At 63.3% G+C, this 18,724-nt stretch carries 17 protein-coding genes; 5 read left to right on the forward strand and 12 right to left on the reverse strand.

Going from position 1 to position 18,724, the window contains the following annotated elements; genetic code table 11:
• Positions 1-130 precede the first annotated feature (130 nt).
• The 10 genes from serS to NKI52_RS09980 all read right to left on the reverse strand — a co-directional run bounded on the left by serS (position 131) and on the right by NKI52_RS09980 (position 13,338).
• Complete coding sequence (gene serS, locus NKI52_RS09935; RefSeq protein ID WP_352697801.1) at positions 131-1,438, reverse strand: serine--tRNA ligase; 1,308 nt, start codon at positions 1,436-1,438, stop codon at positions 131-133.
• A 413-nt stretch (positions 1,439-1,851) separates the two neighbouring features.
• Positions 1,852-2,715: a twin-arginine translocase subunit TatC gene (gene tatC / locus NKI52_RS09940; RefSeq protein ID WP_023678927.1), complete on the reverse strand. Its 864-nt coding sequence runs from the start codon at positions 2,713-2,715 to the stop codon at positions 1,852-1,854.
• Positions 2,712-3,398: a Sec-independent protein translocase protein TatB gene (gene tatB, locus NKI52_RS09945; RefSeq protein WP_352568855.1), complete on the reverse strand. Its 687-nt coding sequence runs from the start codon at positions 3,396-3,398 to the stop codon at positions 2,712-2,714. The genes tatC and tatB overlap by 4 nt, the downstream gene beginning before the upstream one ends.
• Positions 3,399-3,427: 29 nt before the next feature.
• Complete coding sequence (locus NKI52_RS09950; protein ID WP_352490594.1) at positions 3,428-3,649, reverse strand: twin-arginine translocase TatA/TatE family subunit; 222 nt, start codon at positions 3,647-3,649, stop codon at positions 3,428-3,430.
• A gap of 178 nt (positions 3,650-3,827) precedes the next feature.
• Positions 3,828-4,607: an SMC-Scp complex subunit ScpB gene (scpB, locus tag NKI52_RS09955; protein ID WP_352451389.1), complete on the reverse strand. Its 780-nt coding sequence runs from the start codon at positions 4,605-4,607 to the stop codon at positions 3,828-3,830.
• Positions 4,604-5,404, reverse strand: a complete 801-nt coding sequence (locus tag NKI52_RS09960; RefSeq protein WP_023678931.1) for a segregation and condensation protein A — start codon at positions 5,402-5,404, stop codon at positions 4,604-4,606. The genes scpB and NKI52_RS09960 overlap by 4 nt, the downstream gene beginning before the upstream one ends.
• A 58-nt stretch (positions 5,405-5,462) precedes the next feature.
• Positions 5,463-6,482 (reverse strand): beta-N-acetylhexosaminidase, encoded by a 1,020-nt coding sequence (nagZ, locus tag NKI52_RS09965; RefSeq protein ID WP_352697803.1) that lies wholly within the window; start codon positions 6,480-6,482, stop codon positions 5,463-5,465.
• A 116-nt stretch (positions 6,483-6,598) separates the two neighbouring features.
• The gene (locus NKI52_RS09970) at positions 6,599-10,201 is read right to left on the reverse strand and encodes an SPOR domain-containing protein (RefSeq protein WP_352697805.1); all 3,603 of its coding nucleotides are present in this window, start codon (positions 10,199-10,201) and stop codon (positions 6,599-6,601) included.
• A 103-nt stretch (positions 10,202-10,304) separates the two neighbouring features.
• Positions 10,305-12,062 carry an arginine--tRNA ligase gene (gene argS, locus NKI52_RS09975; RefSeq protein WP_352568859.1) on the reverse strand — a complete coding sequence of 586 codons (1,758 nt, stop codon included), beginning with the start codon at positions 12,060-12,062 and terminating at the stop codon, positions 10,305-10,307.
• 61 nt (positions 12,063-12,123) lie between these two features.
• Positions 12,124-13,338: a deoxyguanosinetriphosphate triphosphohydrolase gene (locus tag NKI52_RS09980; protein ID WP_352568860.1), complete on the reverse strand. Its 1,215-nt coding sequence runs from the start codon at positions 13,336-13,338 to the stop codon at positions 12,124-12,126.
• Positions 13,339-13,411: 73 nt separating this feature from the next.
• Between NKI52_RS09980 and erpA the strand changes: the two genes are divergently transcribed.
• The 5 genes from erpA to NKI52_RS10005 all read left to right on the forward strand — a co-directional run bounded on the left by erpA (position 13,412) and on the right by NKI52_RS10005 (position 15,888).
• Positions 13,412-13,759 carry an iron-sulfur cluster insertion protein ErpA gene (gene erpA, locus NKI52_RS09985; protein ID WP_352568861.1) on the forward strand — a complete coding sequence of 116 codons (348 nt, stop codon included), beginning with the start codon at positions 13,412-13,414 and terminating at the stop codon, positions 13,757-13,759.
• A gap of 37 nt (positions 13,760-13,796) precedes the next feature.
• Positions 13,797-14,276, forward strand: a complete 480-nt coding sequence (locus tag NKI52_RS09990; protein ID WP_352568862.1) for a hypothetical protein — start codon at positions 13,797-13,799, stop codon at positions 14,274-14,276.
• A 2-nt stretch (positions 14,277-14,278) separates the two neighbouring features.
• On the forward strand, positions 14,279-14,668 hold the full coding sequence (locus NKI52_RS09995) for a VOC family protein (RefSeq protein ID WP_352568994.1): 390 nt from the start codon (positions 14,279-14,281) through the stop codon (positions 14,666-14,668).
• A gap of 30 nt (positions 14,669-14,698) precedes the next feature.
• On the forward strand, positions 14,699-15,493 hold the full coding sequence (gene xth, locus NKI52_RS10000) for an exodeoxyribonuclease III (protein WP_023678937.1): 795 nt from the start codon (positions 14,699-14,701) through the stop codon (positions 15,491-15,493).
• A gap of 77 nt (positions 15,494-15,570) precedes the next feature.
• The gene (locus tag NKI52_RS10005; protein ID WP_352587859.1) at positions 15,571-15,888 is read left to right on the forward strand and encodes a hypothetical protein; all 318 of its coding nucleotides are present in this window, start codon (positions 15,571-15,573) and stop codon (positions 15,886-15,888) included.
• Positions 15,889-15,912: 24 nt separating this feature from the next.
• On the opposite strand, the gene NKI52_RS10010 is transcribed toward NKI52_RS10005, so the two are convergent.
• Positions 15,913-16,749 carry a tetratricopeptide repeat protein gene (locus NKI52_RS10010; protein ID WP_023678939.1) on the reverse strand — a complete coding sequence of 279 codons (837 nt, stop codon included), beginning with the start codon at positions 16,747-16,749 and terminating at the stop codon, positions 15,913-15,915.
• Positions 16,736-18,460, reverse strand: a complete 1,725-nt coding sequence (ilvD, locus tag NKI52_RS10015; protein ID WP_352568863.1) for a dihydroxy-acid dehydratase — start codon at positions 18,458-18,460, stop codon at positions 16,736-16,738. Before ilvD ends, NKI52_RS10010 begins: the two co-directional genes overlap by 14 nt.
• Positions 18,461-18,724: the final 264 nt, after the last annotated feature.

Genomic DNA, 18,724 nt, shown 5'->3' on the forward strand with positions numbered 1-18,724 from the left:
GTAGCCGCCGCCTTCCTTGCTACGCCAACAGTTGGCGAAAGCTGTGATGACGGCGCAATCTCCCCCCTTGAGGGGGAGATGTCCGGCAGGACAGAGGGGGGCGCGAAGGAACGCGGGGCCGACAATCTTGTCACTTCGATGATTCGATCTTTGCGAGACCGCCCATGTAAGCCCGAAGCGCTTCAGGAATGGTTACGCTGCCGTCCTCGTTTTGGTAATTTTCGATGACGGCAATGAGAGCGCGGCCGACGGCGGTGCCCGAACCGTTCAGCGTGTGGACGAAGCGGTTGCCCTTGCCGTCCTTGTCCTTGTAGCGGGCGTCCATGCGCCGCGCCTGGAAATCGCCGCATACCGAGCACGACGATATCTCGCGATAGGCATTCTGGCCGGGCAGCCAGACCTCGATGTCGTAGGTCTTGCGCGCGCCAAAGCCCATGTCGCCGGTGCACAGCGTCATGGTGCGGAACGGCAGGCCGAGCCGCTTCAGCACCTCCTCGGCGCATTCGGTCATGCGCTCATGCTCGGCAACCGAAGTCTCCTGGTCGGTGATCGACACCAGCTCGACCTTGTAGAACTGGTGCTGGCGCAGCATGCCGCGCGTGTCGCGCCCGGCCGAGCCCGCCTCGGAGCGGAAGCACGGCGTCAGCGCCGTATAGCGCAGCGGCAGTTTTTCGTGCGGCATGATCTCGTCGCGAACGAGATTGGTGAGCGGCACTTCGGCGGTTGGGATTAGGCCAAGCCTGCCGTCCCCGTGCCGAACGAAGAATAAATCCTCTTCGAATTTCGGCAGTTGCCCGGTCCCGAAAAGCACCTCGTCGCGCACCATCAACGGCGGCTGGATCTCTATATAGCCGTGCTCGGTGGTGTGCAGATCCAGCATGAACTGGCCGAGCGCGCGTTCCATCCGCGCCAGGCCGCTCTTCAGCACCGTGAAGCGCGAGCCGGAAAGCCGTGCTGCCCGCTCGAAATCCATCATGCCGAGCGCTTCGCCGATCTCGAAATGCTCCTTCACCCAATTCGGCCGCGTCGGCACCTCGCCGACGACGCGCATGACGACGTTGTCGTGCTCGTCCTTGCCGACCGGCACGTCGTCGAACGGCACGTTGGGCAGCACCGCCAGCGCATCGTTCAGCGCCTTGTCGAGCTCGCGCTCGCGCGCCTCGCCATTCTGGATGAAGGCCTTGATCTCGCCGACCTCGGCCTTCAGCCTTTCGGCGAGAGCTGCATCGCCCGAGCGCATGGCATTGCCGATCTCCTTCGATGCGGCGTTGCGGCGTTCCTGCCTGGTCTGCAGCTCGGTCAGATGCTCGCGCCGCGCCTCATCCGCGGCGATCAGGTCGTCGACCGTGGACTGCGCATCCTCAGCCGACCACGAGCGCTTCTGGAGCGCCTCGACAAAGGCCTTCGGGTTGTCGCGAATCCATTTGATGTCAAGCATGGTCTGTTCGTCCTTGAGTAGGCCAGAGGGGGTAAACCGCATCGATGCAAGGCGTCAAGGCAGAGTTCCTTCGCGCCCCCCTCTGTCCTGCCGGACATCTCCCCCACGGGTGGGGAGATCGGCCGTCACTGCTGCTTTCGCCAATCTCCGGCGCTGAAAAAGCAAGCCATCGGCGAAGTTGCCAATCTCCCCCCAAGTGGGGGAGATGTCCGGCAGGACAGAGGGGGGCGCTGTCCCGCCGACCTCAGGCGGCAACACCGGAACTTCAAAGGAAGAAACAAAAAAACCCGCCTGAGTGGGCGGGTTTTTGGAGCCAATTGGCACCATACTTAAATTAGTAGCATAGCTGCCGGCACAAAGCAAGAACAAAGTTGCCATGGCCGGCAAAAAAATGCTGCCCGCTTCAACCGAACCTACGTCGAAGACGCGTCCGCCGGCTTTTCGGCCACCTCTTCGGTGGCGTCCTGCTTTTCGCGGGCCACACGGTCGCGCTCCTTGCTGCGTTCGATCAGCCGGGCCGACCAGATCGAGACCTCGTAGAGCAGGATCGTCGGAATGGCGAGGCCGATCTGGCTCATCGGGTCGGGCGGCGTCAGCACCGCCGCCACGACGAAGGCGATGACGATCGCCCATTTGCGCTTCTCGGCCAGGGCCGTGGACGACAGCATGCCGACCCGCGTCATCAGGCTTGTCACCACCGGCAGCTGGAACACCAGGCCGAAGGAGAAGATCAGCGTCATGATCAGGCTGAGATATTCGGACACTTTCGGCAGCAGCGAAATCTGCACCTGGTCGTTGGTGCCGGTCTGCTGCATGGCGAGGAAGAACCACATCACCATCGGCGTGAAGAAGAAATAGACCAGCGATGCGCCCATCAGGAACAGGATCGGCGAGGCGATCAGGAACGGCAGGAAGGCGTTGCGCTCGTTTTTGTAGAGGCCGGGCGCGATGAATTTGTAGATCTGCGTGGCGATCAGCGGAAAGGCGATGACCATGCCGCCGAACATGGCGAGCTTGACCTGGGTAAAGAAGAACTCCTGTGGCGCCGTATAGATCAGCTCGACCTTGTGCGGGTCGAGCCCGGCCCATTGGGTCGCCCATCTGAACGGAATGACCAGAAGGTTGAACAGCCGCTTGGCGAAAAAGAAGCAGACCAGGAAGGCAACAAAAAAACCGCCAATCGACCAGATCAGCCGCCGGCGCAACTCGATCAGGTGCTCCATCAGCGGAGCCGACGATTTTTCTATCTCGTCCTTTTCCTTGTCCGAAACGCTCACTTGGCGGCTCCCGCCGTTTTCCTGGCGGCCGGCTTCTTCGTTGCTGACGCCGGCTTCTTCGCTGCTGACAACTGCGCTTTTTGCTCAGCTTTTGCGGCAGCCTTTGGCGCAGCAGTCTTTGCCGGCCTGGCCGGCACTGCGGCCGCGGCGTTTGCGGGCGCCGGCTTCTTCTTTGCCGCCGGCGCTTTTTGCGGCACGGCCGCTGCGGTCGTTTGCGCCTGCACTGCCGGCGCCACGACGGACTCGTCCGTCATCGCCGGAAAGATCGGCGTGGCCGGCGTCGGCTCCGGCGGGCTGACGCCCGGCATCGTCGTTGCGCCGTTCTTCAGCGGCTCGGCTGTCTGCTCTGTCGAAGCGGCGGCATCGACGGCCGGCTTGGGTTTCATCACTGCGTCGACGCCGGAACGGACGTCGGCGGCGGCCTGCTCGAATGGATTGAGCTGCTTCCTGATCTCGGCTGCCGGATTGAGGCTTCTCAGCGAATCGACCGACTTCTTGACGTCGTCGAGCTCGGCTTCCTTCAACGCATCGTTGAACTGCCGCTGGAAATCGGACGCCATGCTCCGCAGCTTCGCCGTCGTGCGGCCGAAGGTGCGCAGCATGTTGGGCAAATCCTTGGGCCCGACGACCACGATCATGACGATCGCGATCACCAGCATCTCGGTCCAGCCGACTTCGAACATGGCTATACGTTCCGACTAAAGTTTTGGGCTCAGCTTTTGCTGGCCTTTTCCTTCGGTACCGAAACGGTTTCGTCGGCACGGTGTTCAACGGTACGCTTGTCCTCGGCAGTCTCGTCGTCCGCCATGCCCTTCTTGAAGCTCTTGATGCCCTTGGCCATGTCGCCCATCAACTCGGGGATCTTGCCGCGGCCGAACACCAGCAGCACGATCACCAGAACGATCATCCAGTGCCAAATCGAAAATGAACCCATAGCAAATCTCTCTCGAACGGTTTCCCAGACGCTGATCTATGCGCTTTCGGGTTCGGATTCAAACAGAACTGCGACAGAGTTCATGAATGAGTCGCCGAAGTCACGCACTTTCGGCACGGCGGCCCGCTACCAATCGGCGCAGTCCCATCCTGCCTGTGGCTTTAAGATGGCGCTCGGCTCAATCTTCCGTGACGCGCGGCGTCAAAAGGCCGAGTTCTTCGAGGTCGATGTCGGTCAGCGGATCCTCGTCGTCGGTGAGCGCATCGGGGTCGGCCGGCGGCAGCGGCACCGAGAAATTCGACGGCATGCGGCCTGACAGCAGCCCCGCACCCTTCAATTCCTCCATGCCGGGGAGATCGCGTATCTCCTCCAGTGCGAAATGGTCGAGGAAAATGTCGGTCGTGCCGTAGGTGACGGGACGGCCGGGCGTGCGACGCCGGCCGCGCATCCTCACCCATTCGGTCTCCATCAGCGTGTCGAGCGTCCCCTTCGACGTCTCGACGCCGCGGATGTCCTCGATCTCGGCGCGCGTTACCGGCTGGTGGTAGGCGATGATCGCCAGCACTTCGAGGGCAGCGCGGGACAGTTTGCGCTGCTGCACCGTGTCACGGCTCATCAGGAAGGCGAGGTCGCCGGCGGTGCGAAACGCCCAGGCATCGCCGACGCGCACCAGATTGACGCCGCGCCGCGCATAGATCTGCTGCAGTTCGGCCATTGCCGCGGCAATGTTGATGCCGTCGGGCAGTCGCGAAGTGAGCTGTTTTTCGCTGACCGGCTCGGCGCTGGCGAATACGATCGCCTCGGCCATCCGTACGGCCTCCGCCATATGCAGCCGCTCGCCAGGATTCCGCGACAAATTCTGCCCCTGATTTTGTGCCGGGTTTTCGGCGACCGCGCCTTGCTCGGCGTCGTCGTCGACCTTGAACGGAATGACCGAAGCGTTGGCGCGTTCGCTCATGGTGTTACCTCGACTATCTTGATGGCCTGGGCGCGGCCGCGCAGATAAAGCGGCGCGAACACCTGGTCCTGCCGCATTTCCATCTTGCCTTCGCGCACCAGTTCCAGTGTCGCGGCAAACGAGCTAGCAACCGCGGTGCGCCGCTCTTCCGGGCCGGCCAGATATTCGACCAGGAAACTGTCGAGCGCCGTCCAGTCGCGCAGCGACCCGATCAGCCTGGTCAGCACGTCGCGCGCATCCTTGAGCGACCACACGCCGCGCCTGGCGATCGTCACATTGGTTATTGCCTGCTTCTGGCGCTGCTGGGCATAGGCGGTCAACAGGTCGTAGAGCGAGGCCGAATAGGCATTGCGCTTCTCGACGATCACCATTTCCGGCATGCCACGTGCAAACACGTCGCGTCCGAGCCGGTTGCGGTTGACCAGCCGTGCCGCCGCGTCGCGCATCGCCTCCAGCCGCTTCAGCCGGAACTGCAGCACCGCCGCCAGTTCCTCGCCGCTTTCGCCTTCGTCGCCGGGCTGCTTGGGGATCAGGAGCTTCGACTTGAGGAAGGCCAGCCATGCCGCCATCACCAGGTAGTCGGCGGCAAGCTCCAGCCTCAGCGCCCTCACCTTCTCGACGAAGGCCAGATACTGTTCGGCCAGCGCCAGGATCGAGATGCGCGACAGGTCGACCTTCTGATTGCGGGCAAGATGCAGCAGAAGATCGAGCGGACCTTCGAAGCCGGCCACATCGACGACCAACGCCGGATCGCCGGTCAGCCGGGAATCGTCGTTCTCGGCCCACAAGCGGTCCATCGGTGCGGCCTTGCCGGCCTTCAGGTCCAATGTTTCCGCCACTTCGCTTCCTTTGATGCTAGGCCACCGCATCGAAGTAACTGGCAAATTCGGCCCGAATCTCGGTCTCGTCCGCCACGTCACGGTTCCTGATATAGGTCAGCGCCCGCTCCGCGCGCTCAAACGACTTGCCTTCCAGCCCGGTCGTGCGCGATGCAATGCCGGCCATCTCCTCGAACACGCCGTTGCAGTGAAGGACCAGATCGCAGCCCGCCGCAAGGATAGCGGCCGCCTTTGACGGGAAATCCCCAGAAAGTGCCTTCATCGAGGTGTCGTCGCTCATCAACAGCCCGTCGAAGCCGATTTCGTCGCGGATGATCTTTTCGATGACCTTGCCGGATGTGGTGGCCGGGTTCTTCGGGTCGATCGCGCTATAGACGACATGCGCCGTCATCGCCATCGGCAAATGGTTGAGCTCCCTGAACGGGGCAAAATCATGCCGCTGCAAGTCGCCGATCGAGGCGTCGACGGTCGGCAGTTCGAAATGCGTATCGGCGAAGGCCCTTCCATGACCGGGAATATGCTTCATCACCGGCAGCACGCCGCCCGCCATCAGGCCTTCCGCCGCGGCGCGACCCAATTCGATGACGGCGCGCGGCTCCTTGCCATAGGCGCGCGCGCCGATGACGTCGCTGGCGCCCTCGATGGGCACGTCGAGCACCGGCAGGCAATCCGCCGTGATGCCGTAGCGCAGCAGGTCGAAGGCATGCAGCCGCGCCATCAGCCATGCGGCACGGGTGCCGGCGTCATGGTCGTCGCGCCACAAGGCGCCGAGTGCACCGGCAGCCGGATAGTTCGGCGCCAGCGGCGGCCGTAGGCGCTGCACCCGGCCGCCCTCCTGGTCGATAAACACCGGCGCATCCGCACGCCCGACGCAGTCGCGCATCGCGGCGACCAGATCGCGGATCTGCTCGGTCTCGCCGATATTGCGCGCAAACAGGATGAAGCCCCACGGGCATTCGTTGCGATAGAAACGGATCTCGTCGCGGGTCAGTGATTTCCCGGCGCAGCCGAGGATCATGGATTTTGATTCGGTCATGCGGAACAGTTTAGAGCTTCGCGCCGACAAAGGGAATCGCCCGCAATTGCCTTCAGAGGTTTCCGTTCACGCAAAAAAGCCGGCGCGGACGCCGGCTTTTCGAGAGGTTTTGGTGCCTAGTGGGACACGAAGCAATTGCCGCCGGCAGCCTTGTAGCTGGTGCACAGTTTGATCGCCTCGTTGCGAGACTGCGCCGGAACGCGGACGCGGTAGAAGGTGCCCTTGCCGGCAATCTCGGCCTTGACGATGTTGGCGGTGCGGCCGGAAAGCACGCTGCCGTAGCGGCGCTGCAGATCCTGATAAGTCGCCTGGGCGCTTTCGACGGTCGGCTGCGAAGCGATCTGTATCGACCACGAACCAGCGCCGGCCGCGGCCGGATCGATGGAAGCGACCTGATCGGGCTTGACCTCGCCGACCACGTCGACCGGCTGGTCGGACGGGCGCTGCGGCGCCACCGGAACCGTGGCCGGGGTGCTGGCGGACTGCTTGCTGGCTGACGGCTTGGCTTCAGCCTTTATGTCGGGCTTGGGCGCCGGCTGCAGCTTGGAGGTTTCGGCCTGATCGCCGCTCGCCTGGTCGCCAATCTTCAGATCACTTGTCAATTGGTCGATCAGGGGCACGGTGCCGGTCTGCGCCGCGGCGTCGGCCTGGGCGGCCGGAGCCACGTGCTGCGGCGCCGGATCGGCCGGCTCGGCAGCAGCCATCTGCGGGGCGGCGGGCGCCGGATCCTCGCGCGCCACGAGCGAGCCGTCAGGTTTCACGACCATGGTCCGTACCTTGCGCGGCGCAACAGCGACGATCTCGGGGGTTGCACCCTTCTCGGCCTCCTGCAGAACCTGCGCGATGCGATCCTCGGACTTGGGCGCCGGTGCGGCGGCGGTTTCGGTAGCGCCAGCCGCACTGGCGCCAAGCGCGCTGGAGTCAGACGCGTTAGTGCCAGGCGCATTGGTGCCAGACCCGTCGGTGTCGGACGCCACGGTGCCGGGCGCGTCGATATCGTCCGCGGCATCGGGGTCATTGGGCGAAAGATCGACGACGCGGCTCTCCGGTTCGTCGGCCTTCAGGTCCACAGGCTCTTCGGTGTTGGTGACCAGCTTCTGCTGAACCGGCTCGGCGGGCTTGGCGCCCTTGACCACAGCGTCATAAACCTTGTTGTCCTGGTTCGGCACGACGGTGCCGCCTGGATTTTCCGGCTTGATCTTGATCGGCCTGTTGTCGGCCTTGACGATAACCGGCGCATCGCTGCCGCTCTTGCCGCCGAGGGTCAACGCAAAGGCGCCAAGGCCTCCGGCGATCGCCACGGCGCCGACCACCGCTCCTATCAGCAGCCCGCGCCTGCGCGGCTGCCTTTCGGCCTCGCGTTCGGCGAGGCCCGGAACCGACATCTCCTCGTCCAGTTCGGGATCGTAGTCGAGCTCATCGAAGGTGAAATCGTCGGCTTGCGAAACCGGCTGGCCGCCAGGCAATGGGCCCAGATCGAAACCGTCCGCTGCATCGGCATAGGAAGCGGCCGCCGCGCTGACGGGGGCTTCCGCAGGCTTGGCGCCATAGGCGCGCGTCTCGCTACGATCTTGCTTATAGCCAGACGCGAAGCCGGCATCGTATTCATCGTCATAGCCAGCACTGCGCACCGGGGCAGGCGCTATATCCGTGGCATTCATTTCGGTGAGAAGGCTGGCAAAATCGGCATCGAGATCGTCGTAGGCGGGCGCCACCGGCTCGTCATCGTCGAAGTTGAGCTCCGGAATGTCGAGATCGTCCGCCAGCGCCACGACGCGCTCGGGCACGTCGACCGTCTCGACATCGGGCATCTCGTCATAAGCGGAAGGCTGCTGATGCGAGCTTGGTGCAGCTTCCGTGTAGGCGGGCCGATCTTCATAGGATGGCCTCTCTTCGACCGGTGCGGCCCGATAGGACGGCGTTGCAGCCGGCTGCGGCGGTGGTGCCGGACGCGCCGAAGCTACCGGCTGGCTTGCAAAAGCGGGCTGAGGCTGTGCGACCGGTGTCACGCGGCTCCACGAGCGGGCCGGCTCGGGCGGCGTGGCGCGTGTCGTCAGCCAGTTCAGCGCATCGAGCGGGTCTTCTTCGGCAGCAGCTGCCGCACTCTTGTCGGCCGAGTCATGATCCAGGCCGATATTCCTGGCGAAGTCGGCATCGAGCGCATCGCTGTCGAGATCATCCGCGGGTCCGGCAGCGGCTTCAACACCGAAATCCTCGCCTTCAAGCTCATCGAGGAGGACACTGCCAAGTTCGGCGTCATCGGCGGCACTGGACTGCGGCGGCTCAGCGGGCTCGTGCTCGTCGAGTTCCCAATCCAGCTCGTCGACAGCATGCACCGGTTCGTTGGCGACGTCTTTGACCGCCGCCATTGGCTGTTCAGCGGCCACTGCTGGCTTCTGAATTACCGGCGCGATAGGCTGCTGAACAGCCATCACGGGCTGCTGGGCAGACTGCTGGCTTGTCTGAGGTTCGTTGACCGCTTGTGCCGGCCGTGTGCTCATCGCACCGAGCAGCGCGTTCAGTTCGTCTTCCAGGCTGCGTTCCTCAGCCACTGGGGCCGTCGGGACGACAGCGGCTGGCGCCACTGGTTCGGCCGCAACTTGCGCCACGGGCTCTTCGGCTTCCTCGGCAGGCGCATCGTCGAAGCTCAGATCGAAATCGTCGTCGAACGCCGCTTCAGCGGCCGCGCCGGAAAGCCGGGCGGCCTCTGGCTCTTCGATCGACTGCTCTTCGATAAACTCTGGTTCTTCGATTTCGGCAGGCCCGTTCGAGCGAACATCGAAGTCCATGTCGACATCGGCCATGGCATCATCGAATTGGCCGGCAAGATCCTCATCGGCCGAAACCGCCTCAACCGGCGATGACGTGGCGGCGACGTTTTCCGCCGGCTCATGCTCGTCGAACATCAGCTCGTCTTCGAGCGAGCTTGCAACGGCATCGTCGAACTCGTCATCGAACGCGGCCGCTTGCGCGGCGGTTTCAACGGCGACGGTCTGCTCCATCGGCTCATGCTCTTCGAGCATCAGCTCGTCTTCGAGCGAACTTGCCACGGCGTTGTCGAACTCATCGTCGAAGGCGGGCTCGTCGACCGGCTCGATCGCCTCGGCTGCGGCCCTGGGTTCATCCTCGCCGGTCACCGCGATCTTGGCCGTCACACCGTCGTCGTGCCGAAAATCCTGGTCGAGCGAGGCGGCAAGTTCGTCGTCACTCGAAAGGTCGTCCTCGAACGGCGACACGTCTTCGAGCGAGCCGGCGACGGCGTTATCGAAATCGTCGTCGAGCTCCGGCTCGACGGCGGGAGCGAACGCCCTTTCGGGGGCGGAGGCAATTTCGTCGGCGGCAACAGGAGTGGCTGCAACAGGAGCAGCATCATCCGCCGCACTGTCGTCGAACGCGAAATCCTGTTCGAACGAGGCAGCAAGCGCGTCCTCCATTTCGTCGGCGGCGGCCGGTTCGGGTGTCGGCTCGCGAAGCTTGGCAGGGGAAGCATTGTCGTTGGCGTCGGCGCCGAATTCGCCCATCAACTCCTTCTCGAGATCGATCTCGAAATCGCCCTCGTCCACCGACGGTTCGGCGGCAGCGGTTTTCGGCTGGGCCGGGGTTTGCGGTTTGACCGGCTGGCGCGGGTCGAACCCCATGATCCTGGTCAGTTCCGCGAACGGATCATCGTTGGCGATGTCGTTGTGGTCGGCTGCTCTCAGCTGGGTTCTGTCTGCCATTATTGTTCCCGAACTCGCACTCATTCGGACGCCATGGACGTCGCGTAGGGTTGGCCCTTACCAGCGCAATGTGGGCAAAAGGTGACAGGTTTTTTACTCAAACCTAACGCATTTCGGTGGGCGCATTGGCTCCGATCAGCGTCAGGCCGGACGTCAAAACGTCCGAAACAGCCTGCACCAGCCCTAGTCTGGCATGCGTCAATTGTCGGTCGTTAACCTTAACAAAACGTAAGTCGGGATTATCGGTGCCCCGGTTCCAGTGTCCGTGGAAGCTGGAAGCGAGTTCGTAGAGGTAAAATGCCAGCCGGTGGGGCTCGAGCGCGAGCGCCGCGGCTTCGATCAGCCGAGGATATTCGGCGAGCTTCCTGATCAGGCCGATCTCCCCCTCATCGGTCAGCAAAGCCACTTCGGCGGCCAGCTGGTTGCGGTCGAACATGGCCTCGCCCAATTGCTCGCTCGCCTGCCGGAATACCGAATGGCAGCGCGCCGAGGCATACTGCACGTAGAACACCGGATTGTCCTTCGACTGCTCGGTTACCTTGGCGAAGTCGAAGTCGAGCGGCGCGTCGTTCTTGCGGTAGAGCATCATGAAGCGGATCGGGTCGCGGCCGACCTCCTCGACCACTTCGCGCAAGGTCACGAACTCGCCCGACCGCTTCGACATACGCACCGGCTCGCCGGCGCGAAACAGCCTCACCAACTGGCAAAGCAGCACGGTAAGCTTGACCTCGTCGCCGGCAATCGCCCGGGCAAGCGCTTCCAGCCGCTTCACGTAGCCGCCATGATCGGCGCCAAGCACATAGATCAGGTCGACGAAGCCGCGATCGACCTTGTCCTTGAGGTAGGCGACATCGGCGGCGAAATAGGTGAAGGTGCCGTCCGACTTGACCAGCGCCCGGTCCATGTCGTCGCCGACCGCGGTCGAGCGGAACAGCGTCTGCTCGCGGTCCTCCCAGTCGTCCGGCTTCTCGCCCTTGGGCGGCGGCAGCTTGCCCTTGTAGATGTGGCCCTTCAGCGTCAGGTCGCTGATCGCCGAGCGTATCTTGCGGGCGTTGTTCGCATGCAGCGTCCGCTCGGAGAAGAAGACGTCGTGATGCACGTTGAGCAGCGCCAGATCCTCGCGGATCATCGCCATCATCGCGTCGATCGTCCTGTCCTTGACGATGGCAAGCGCCTCCTCGTCCGGCATCTGCAGCAGGGAGCGGCCGAATTCGCTGGCCAGCGCCTGACCAACGGGGATCAGATAGTCGCCTGGATAAAGCCCGGCCGGAATGTCGCCGATCTCATCGCCGAGCGCTTCGCGGTAGCGCAGCATGACTGAGCGTCCGAGCACGTCGATCTGCGAACCGGCATCGTTGATGACGTATTCCTTGGTCACGTCGTAACCGGCGAAGGCCATCAGATTGGCCAGCGCGTCGCCGACTACAGCACCCCGGCAATGGCCGACATGCATCGGGCCGGTTGGGTTGGCCGAGACATATTCGACATTGGTTTTCTTGCCGTCGCCGATAGTCGAGCGGCCATAGTTGCGGCCTTCGCCGAGCAGCGCCGTCAGATGCGCCTGCCAGAAGCCGTCCTTGAGCCTGAGATTGACGAAGCCCGGGCCGGCGATCTCGGCGGCCGCGATATCCTCGTCGGCGCGCAGCGCCTCGGCCAGCCTTTCGGCCAGCGCACGCGGGTTCTGGCCGGTCGGCTTGGCCAACACCATGGCTGCGTTGGTCGCGAGATCGCCATGGCTGGCATCGCGCGGCGGCTCGACGGCGATGCGCGACAGGTCCGGCGACACGCCATCCTTGTCTTTCAAATCAAGCGCTTCGACGGCCTTTATGATTCGCGCGTTGAAATCGGCGAAGATGTTCATTGCTGTGGCTCTGACGGTTTTGCAGGGATCCGGCTCGTTGGCCGGCAAAATCGCGCCCGCCCTAGCTCAAATCCGGCGTATGGTCAAACAAACGCCTGTGTTCCTTGAGCGCATAAGTGTCCGTCATGCCGGCTAGGAAATCGGCAACACTGCGCGCCTTGACGCGGTCCTCTGCCCGGTCGAGCCCTTCGCGCCAGCCATCCGGCATAGCGCGCGGATCGGCGAAATAGACGTCGAACAGGTCCCTGACGATCTGGTCGGCATCGGCGCGCACCCGCATGACCTCCGCATGCCGGTAGAGGTGCTTGTAGAGAAAGGCCTTCAGCTCCTTTTCCAATACGGCCGTCTCGGCGGAGAAGCTCACCATCGGCTCGCCGGCCGCCCTTACCGCTTCGGCGCTGCCGGGCTTGATGCGCGCCAGATTGGCTGTCGTCGAGACGATCACGTCCTCGACCATGATGGTGATCTGCCGGCGCATCAGCTCGTGGCCGGTGCGTACGTCATCGAGCGCCGGATAGCGCTGACGCACGCCCTTGAGGATCGACCCCGGCAGCGAGACGCCCTCCAGCATATCCAGCGTCAACAGCCCTGCCCTCAAGCCGTCATCGATGTCGTGGGTGTTGTAGGCGATGTCGTCGGCAATCGCCGCACACTGCGCCTCGATACCAGCGAAGCGGTCGAGTTCGAGGTCGTGCAGTTCGGAATAGTCGCGGATAGCCTGCGGCACCGGCCCCTTCAGCCCTTTGCCCTTGGCATCGGTCAGCGGGCCATTGTGCTTGACCAGCCCCTCCAACGTTTCCCAGGTGAGGTTCAGCCCATCGAACTCGGCATAGCGCCGCTCCAGCCGCGTCACCACACGCAGCGACTGCGCATTGTGGTCGAAGCCGCCCCAGGCGGCCATCTTCTCGTTCAGCGCGTCCTCGCCGGTATGGCCGAAGGGCGTGTGGCCGAAGTCGTGCACCAGGGCCACCGCCTCGGCCAAGTCCTCGTCGCCGCGCAGTGCCCGCGCCAGAGCGCGTGCGATTTGCGCTACCTCGATCGAATGCGTCAGCCTCGTGCGGTAATGGTCGCCTTCGTGCGCGACAAACACTTGCGTCTTGTGCTTCAGCCGGCGGAACGCCGTCGAATGGATGATGCGGTCGCGGTCGCGCTGGAACGGCGTACGCGTCGGGCTTTCCACCTCGTCGAACAGCCGCCCGCGCGACTTCGCCGGGTCGCTGGCATAGGCCGCGCGCGGTCGATAGCCGAATCCGATGTCGCCAAACTCGTTGGTCATAGCGTATGCCGCAGTTGACTTGCCCCGTCGCGCTTCATACCTATCATACGAAACCGAATGCAAGGTGACGCCCATGGGCGCTGATGCCAAGACCGCCATGAAAGTCGAGATGACCGACGCCGCCGCCAGGCGGATCGCCAAGATTGTGGCGAGCGAAGCCGGTAAGACGGCCGTGCGCGTTTCGGTCGAGGGCGGCGGCTGTTCCGGCTTCTCCTACAAGTTCGACCTGGTCGATGGGCGCAATGACGACGACGTCGCCATCGAGAAGGACGGCGCCACCGTGCTGATCGACGACCTGTCGCTGGTCTATATGGGCGGCTCGGTGATCGATTTCGTCGACGATCTGATGGGCCAGTCGTTCCAGATCAGAAACCCCAATGCGGTCGCCTCCTGCGGCTGCGGCACCAGCTTCAGTATTTGAAAATATGAAGCCGCTCCTCGAGGGCCTTGAGGATCCGATGACGGTCCTTGTCGCCCGCGAGATAGAAGCAATTTCCGATATCGATATCGTTGGTTGGGCCAACCGTCACAAGGCAGCTCGGGTCTACGCAGACGACGCTGATTATGTGCAGCTCGTGCGGTGCAATCCGCGGAATGCCGTTAATCTTGCGAAAGCTCATGGCCATTTGAGGTCGCTGATCGCGCGGTGTTTTCCCGATTTCAACGACAAGTCCGATGAAGCCAAGGAAATAGCACGTAAGCTGTTCCTTCGACGCATTCGGACTTACCTTGACGGCGACCTGGAACCCTTTCAGGTCTGCCGTATGGTGTCGCCGATTGAGGACAAATACGATTTTCCACACTGGCTTGGAGACCTTTACAACGGCTGTGATTGGATGGACGAGAATGCAACGCGCGAGCAGGCATCGCACCTGCGATGGATGATAGAGCAAATACTCGCGGAAAATGCCGAACCCCAACCTTTCGGGAGTGAATGAGCATGCGCCGTGTCGGCGCGGTCCGTCAGGTCGCGCTTTCCGCCGGGCGCGACCTCGATGCGACGCTGGCGTTCTGGCGCGAGGTGCTCGGCATGAACCTGCATGCGCGTTTCGATCCGCCAGGCATCGCCTTTATCATGGCCGGTGACGTGCGCCTGCTTTTCACCGACGGCCTACCTGCCGGCACCGTCTATCTCGACATATCGGGCCTCGACGAGTTCCACGCTTCGGCAAGGGTCGCCGGTGTTCCCTTCACCGCGCCGCCGGCGCTCGTCCATCGCGACACCGAAGGCCTGTTCGGCCAGGCGGGGGAAAGCGAATGGATGGCCTTCCTAAAGGACCCGGCAGGCAATACGATCGGCCTTGTCGAACGTCATCCACCGGATCGCTAGTCTCCGGACCACCAGCCTATCGAGGCCGTCATGAAAATCGTCACCTGGAACATCAACGGCGTTCGCGCCCGCATCGGCAATTTGACCCATTGGCTGACGGAAAGCGCGCCCGACATCGCCTGCCTGCAGGAGATCAAGACGGTCGACGAGCAGTTTCCCCGCGCCGAGATCGAGGCACTCGGCTACAATGTCGAGACTTACGGCCAAAAAGGCTTCAACGGCGTCGCCATCCTGTCGAAGCTGCGTTTCGACGAGGTCAATCGCGGCTTGCCGGGCGACGATGCCGACGAGCAGGCGCGTTTCATCGAGGGCGTGTTCTCGACCGACAAGGGCGCCTTGCGCGTTGCCTCGATCTATCTGCCGAACGGCAACCCGATCGACGACGAGAAGAAGTTCTCCTACAAGCTTTCCTGGATGGCGCGACTTGAGCGCTGGGCCGAGGAGCGGCTTGCACTGGAAGAGCCGCTGGTTCTGGCCGGCGACTACAATGTCATTCCCGAGCCGATCGACGCGAAGTATCCGGAAAACTGGCTAAGCGATGCGCTGTTCCAGCCCGCGACGCGGCAGGCGTTCCGGCGGCTGAAGAATCTCGGCTTCACCGAAGCCGTGCGTGCCGTCACCGACGCACCGGACATTTTTACGTTCTGGGACTATCAGGCCGGCGCCTGGCAGAAGAACAACGGCATCCGCATCGACCACCTGCTTCTGTCGCCCGAAGCCGCCAACTGGTTTTCCTCGGCTTCGATCGAAAAACAGGTGCGCGCCTGGGAAAAACCCTCCGACCACGTGCCGGTGGCGATCGATCTGGCGCTGCAGCCGGCCTGACCGGAGCTGCTGTCCGGCGGCACATTGATAAGTTGACCTCTTATCGCCACAAATCGCGTGCTTGATGAGAAATCATCATGGTGGCTGGGGTTCCCATGACTACTCGATTTGCACTTTGCCCGATCGGCTGCGCGCTTGCGATGGCGGTGGCGACGCCGGCCTTTGCCGATGCAGAGTGCCTGGCTAACGGCAAATCATTCGAGATCGGCCGGGTGGCTTGCCTGACGCCTGCCGGCCAAAGCTACCTCGCCCGTTGCGAGATGGTGCTCAACAACACGTCCTGGACAAAGCAGCGGGATGGCTGCCCGGAGAACACGCTGGCCCCACATCTGCAGGGCACGCCGATCTCAACACCGGCGCCCAGCGGCATGCCGGCGGAACCGACCGAGAATTGATTTCAAAACGGAATTTCTGCCGGCCTACTGGTCGCCGCCACCCTTGGTGAGGATGTCGTCGGCCAGCGAGATCGCGGTGCGGCGGTCGGCTTCGCCGGCGGCTGCAAACGCTTCTTCCTGCATGCCGCGGATCCATGGCTGGTCGGCGGGTGAGGCCCGTTCGAGCGCCGCGGTCATCATCGCCAGCCCCCGCACGATCTTGCCGCTTTGGAAAAGCAGGTTGCCGAGCGTCGCCTGCGCGCCCGCATGGCCCTTTTCGGCCGCCAGCTGGAACCAGCGTCCGGCCTGCTTGACGCTGGCCTTGACGCCGCCCTCACCCTTGAGGAACATCTGGCCCATCTCGAACTGGGCGTTCGGATTGCGGTAGTTGGCGGCGGCACGCATGTAATATTCCTGGGCCGCCACTTCGTTCTCCTCGACGGGGCTGCCGGGAATGCCCTTCCTCAGATAGTCGCCAAGCGCCACCAGCGCGTCCGAAACATAGCTTTCCTCGGGCGAACCGGGCTCGACATCCTGGTCGACGATCTCGCTGAAGAACTTGAATGCCGCGTAGTCGTCTCGCGCCACGCCATCGCCTTCGGCATACATGCGCGCAAGCTTCCAGGTGGCGCCGATCTGGCCGTTCTCGGCGGCATATTTATAGGCTTCCGCGGCCTGCTCCTTATGGCCGTTCTTGTAGGCGGAAAAGCCGAACTGGAACACCGCCCACGGGCTCGACTGCGGCTTCACGCCGGTCTTGTCGTCGAACACCTTATCGTCGAAGGCCATGGCCTGGCCGACGGCGCCCAAGGTCGCGCCAAACGTGGCGAGCGCAACCAGTGCCGAAAGGACAGACGACCTCAACAACTCAGATGTCCGCATAGCAGTGTGTTTCTTTGGCACCGCCGGGATGGGTGACCGCGCCGTCGCGGGCAGATCCGACCGTCTGTGCGTATTTCCAGATCGCGCCCGACTGATAGTCGGTCGTGCGCGCCTTCCATGCTTTTGCCCTCGCCGCCAGTTCGGCTTTGGACAATGCAACCTCGATCGTGCCGTTCACCGCATCGATCGAGATCAAGTCGCCATCCCTAAGCAGCCCGATCGGGCCGCCCACTGCCGCTTCCGGCCCGACATGGCCGATGCAGAAACCGCGCGTCGCGCCCGAAAAACGCCCGTCGGTGATGAGCGCCACCTTGCCGCCCATGCCCTGGCCGTAGAGAGCCGCCGTCGTCGACAGCATTTCGCGCATGCCCGGGCCGCCGCGCGGACCCTCGTAACGGATGACGAGAACCTCGCCTTCGCTATAGTTACGGTTCGTAACAGCCTCGAAACATTCCTCTTCCGAATCGAAGCAGCGCGCCGGACCCGAGAATTTCAGCTCCGCCATACCAGCGACCTTCACGATCGCGCCTTCGGGGGCAAGGTTACCCTTCAAGCCCACGACCCCGCCGGTCTGGGTAATCGGCCTGTTGGCGGGACGGACCACATCCTGGCTGTCATTCCAGGAAACATGTTCCATATTTTCGGCCAAAGTGCGGCCGGTCACCGTCAGGCAATCGCCATGAAGATAGCCATGGTCGAGCAGCGTCTTCATCAAGAGCGGAATGCCGCCGGCCTCGAACATGTCCTTGGCGACGTATTTGCCGCCCGGCTTGAGGTCGGCGATGTAGGGTGTTTTCTCGAATATCTTGGCCACGTCGAAAAGATCGAACTTTATCCCGGCCTCGTGCGCGATCGCCGGCAGATGCAGCGCCGCGTTGGTCGAGCCGCCGGTGGCCGAGACCACAGTCGCGGCATTTTCCAACGCTTCTATAGTAACGATGTCGCGCGGGCGGATGTTCCTTGCGATCAGCTCCATGATCTTTTCGCCGGAAGCGAAATTGAAGCGGTCGCGCATCTCGTAGGGTGCCGGCGCGCCGCAGGAATAGGGCAGCGCCAGGCCGATCGCCTCAGCGACGGTGGCCATGGTATTGGCGGTGAACTGGGCGCCGCAGGAGCCGGCCGACGGACAGGCGGCTTGCTCGATCTCGAGCAGCTCGGCGTCGCCGATCGTGCCGACCGAATGCTGGCCGACCGCCTCGAACACGTCCTGCACGGTGATCTGCCGGCCACGGTAGCTGCCGGGCAGGATCGAGCCGCCATAGATGAAGATCGACGGTACGTTGAGGCGCACCATGGCCATCATCATGCCGGGCAGCGACTTGTCGCAACCGGCCAATCCAACCAGCGCATCGTAGCAATGGCCGCGCATGGTGAGCTCGACCGAGTCGGCGATGACCTCGCGCGACACCAGCGACGACTTCATGCCCTGATGACCCATGGCGATGCCGTCGGTGACGGTGATGGTGCAGAATTCGCGTGGCGTGCCGTTGGCGGCCGCCACGCCCTTCTTGACCACTTGTGCCTGGCGCATCAGCGAGATGTTGCAGGGCGCGGCCTCGTTCCAGCAGCTGGCGACACCGACCAGAGGCTGCGCGATCTCGGCCGCCGACAGCCCCATCGCATAGAGGTAGGAGCGATGCGGCGCCCGCTCGGGACCAACGGTCACGTGGCGGCTCGGCAGCTTGGCCTTGGAGATCGCTCTGGCGTCCATACTCGTCCTTGCCGCGGGCAGTGCGGCCTGCCTCTTCGCCTAGCCTTTTGGCGCATGTCCCGAGACAAGTTCGAGGTGCGCCGGGTTTATGGCGGGAAATAGGCAATGTTCCCGGGCGGCCGGGTGGCGCGAGGGTTGTTCAGAAACTGTTGCCAAAACGTCACAATTATCGGAGCGAACATCATGGGGGCAATTTGTTGCATTGGCCGAATGCCGGATGACGCACCGAACAAAACGGCCGGGCAACGCCCGGCCGTTTTGTCG

The sequence above is a fragment of the Mesorhizobium sp. M0590 genome (genome assembly GCF_040320905.1).
In the GTDB taxonomy this organism is placed as follows: Bacteria; Pseudomonadota; Alphaproteobacteria; order Rhizobiales; family Rhizobiaceae; genus Mesorhizobium.

Excerpts from the sequence above, each read along its gene's own strand:
- serS (WP_352697801.1), bottom strand. The coding sequence starts at position 1,438 with ATGCTTGACATCAAATGGATTCGCGACAACCCGAAGGCCTTTGTCGAG.
- tatB (WP_352568855.1), bottom strand. The coding sequence starts at position 3,398 with ATGTTCGAAGTCGGCTGGACCGAGATGCTGGTGATCGCGATCGTCATG.
- NKI52_RS09950 (WP_352490594.1), bottom strand. The coding sequence starts at position 3,649 with ATGGGTTCATTTTCGATTTGGCACTGGATGATCGTTCTGGTGATCGTG.
- scpB (WP_352451389.1), bottom strand. The coding sequence starts at position 4,607 with ATGAGCGAACGCGCCAACGCTTCGGTCATTCCGTTCAAGGTCGACGAC.
- NKI52_RS09960 (WP_023678931.1), bottom strand. The coding sequence starts at position 5,404 with ATGGACCGCTTGTGGGCCGAGAACGACGATTCCCGGCTGACCGGCGAT.
- nagZ (WP_352697803.1), bottom strand. The coding sequence starts at position 6,482 with ATGACCGAATCAAAATCCATGATCCTCGGCTGCGCCGGGAAATCACTG.
- NKI52_RS09970 (WP_352697805.1), bottom strand. The coding sequence starts at position 10,201 with ATGGCAGACAGAACCCAGCTGAGAGCAGCCGACCACAACGACATCGCC.
- argS (WP_352568859.1), bottom strand. The coding sequence starts at position 12,062 with ATGAACATCTTCGCCGATTTCAACGCGCGAATCATAAAGGCCGTCGAA.
- NKI52_RS09980 (WP_352568860.1), bottom strand. The coding sequence starts at position 13,338 with ATGACCAACGAGTTTGGCGACATCGGATTCGGCTATCGACCGCGCGCG.
- erpA (WP_352568861.1), top strand. The coding sequence starts at position 13,412 with ATGGGCGCTGATGCCAAGACCGCCATGAAAGTCGAGATGACCGACGCC.
- NKI52_RS09990 (WP_352568862.1), top strand. The coding sequence starts at position 13,797 with ATGACGGTCCTTGTCGCCCGCGAGATAGAAGCAATTTCCGATATCGAT.
- NKI52_RS09995 (WP_352568994.1), top strand. The coding sequence starts at position 14,279 with ATGCGCCGTGTCGGCGCGGTCCGTCAGGTCGCGCTTTCCGCCGGGCGC.
- xth (WP_023678937.1), top strand. The coding sequence starts at position 14,699 with ATGAAAATCGTCACCTGGAACATCAACGGCGTTCGCGCCCGCATCGGC.
- NKI52_RS10005 (WP_352587859.1), top strand. The coding sequence starts at position 15,571 with ATGGTGGCTGGGGTTCCCATGACTACTCGATTTGCACTTTGCCCGATC.
- NKI52_RS10010 (WP_023678939.1), bottom strand. The coding sequence starts at position 16,749 with ATGCGGACATCTGAGTTGTTGAGGTCGTCTGTCCTTTCGGCACTGGTT.
- ilvD (WP_352568863.1), bottom strand. The coding sequence starts at position 18,460 with ATGGACGCCAGAGCGATCTCCAAGGCCAAGCTGCCGAGCCGCCACGTG.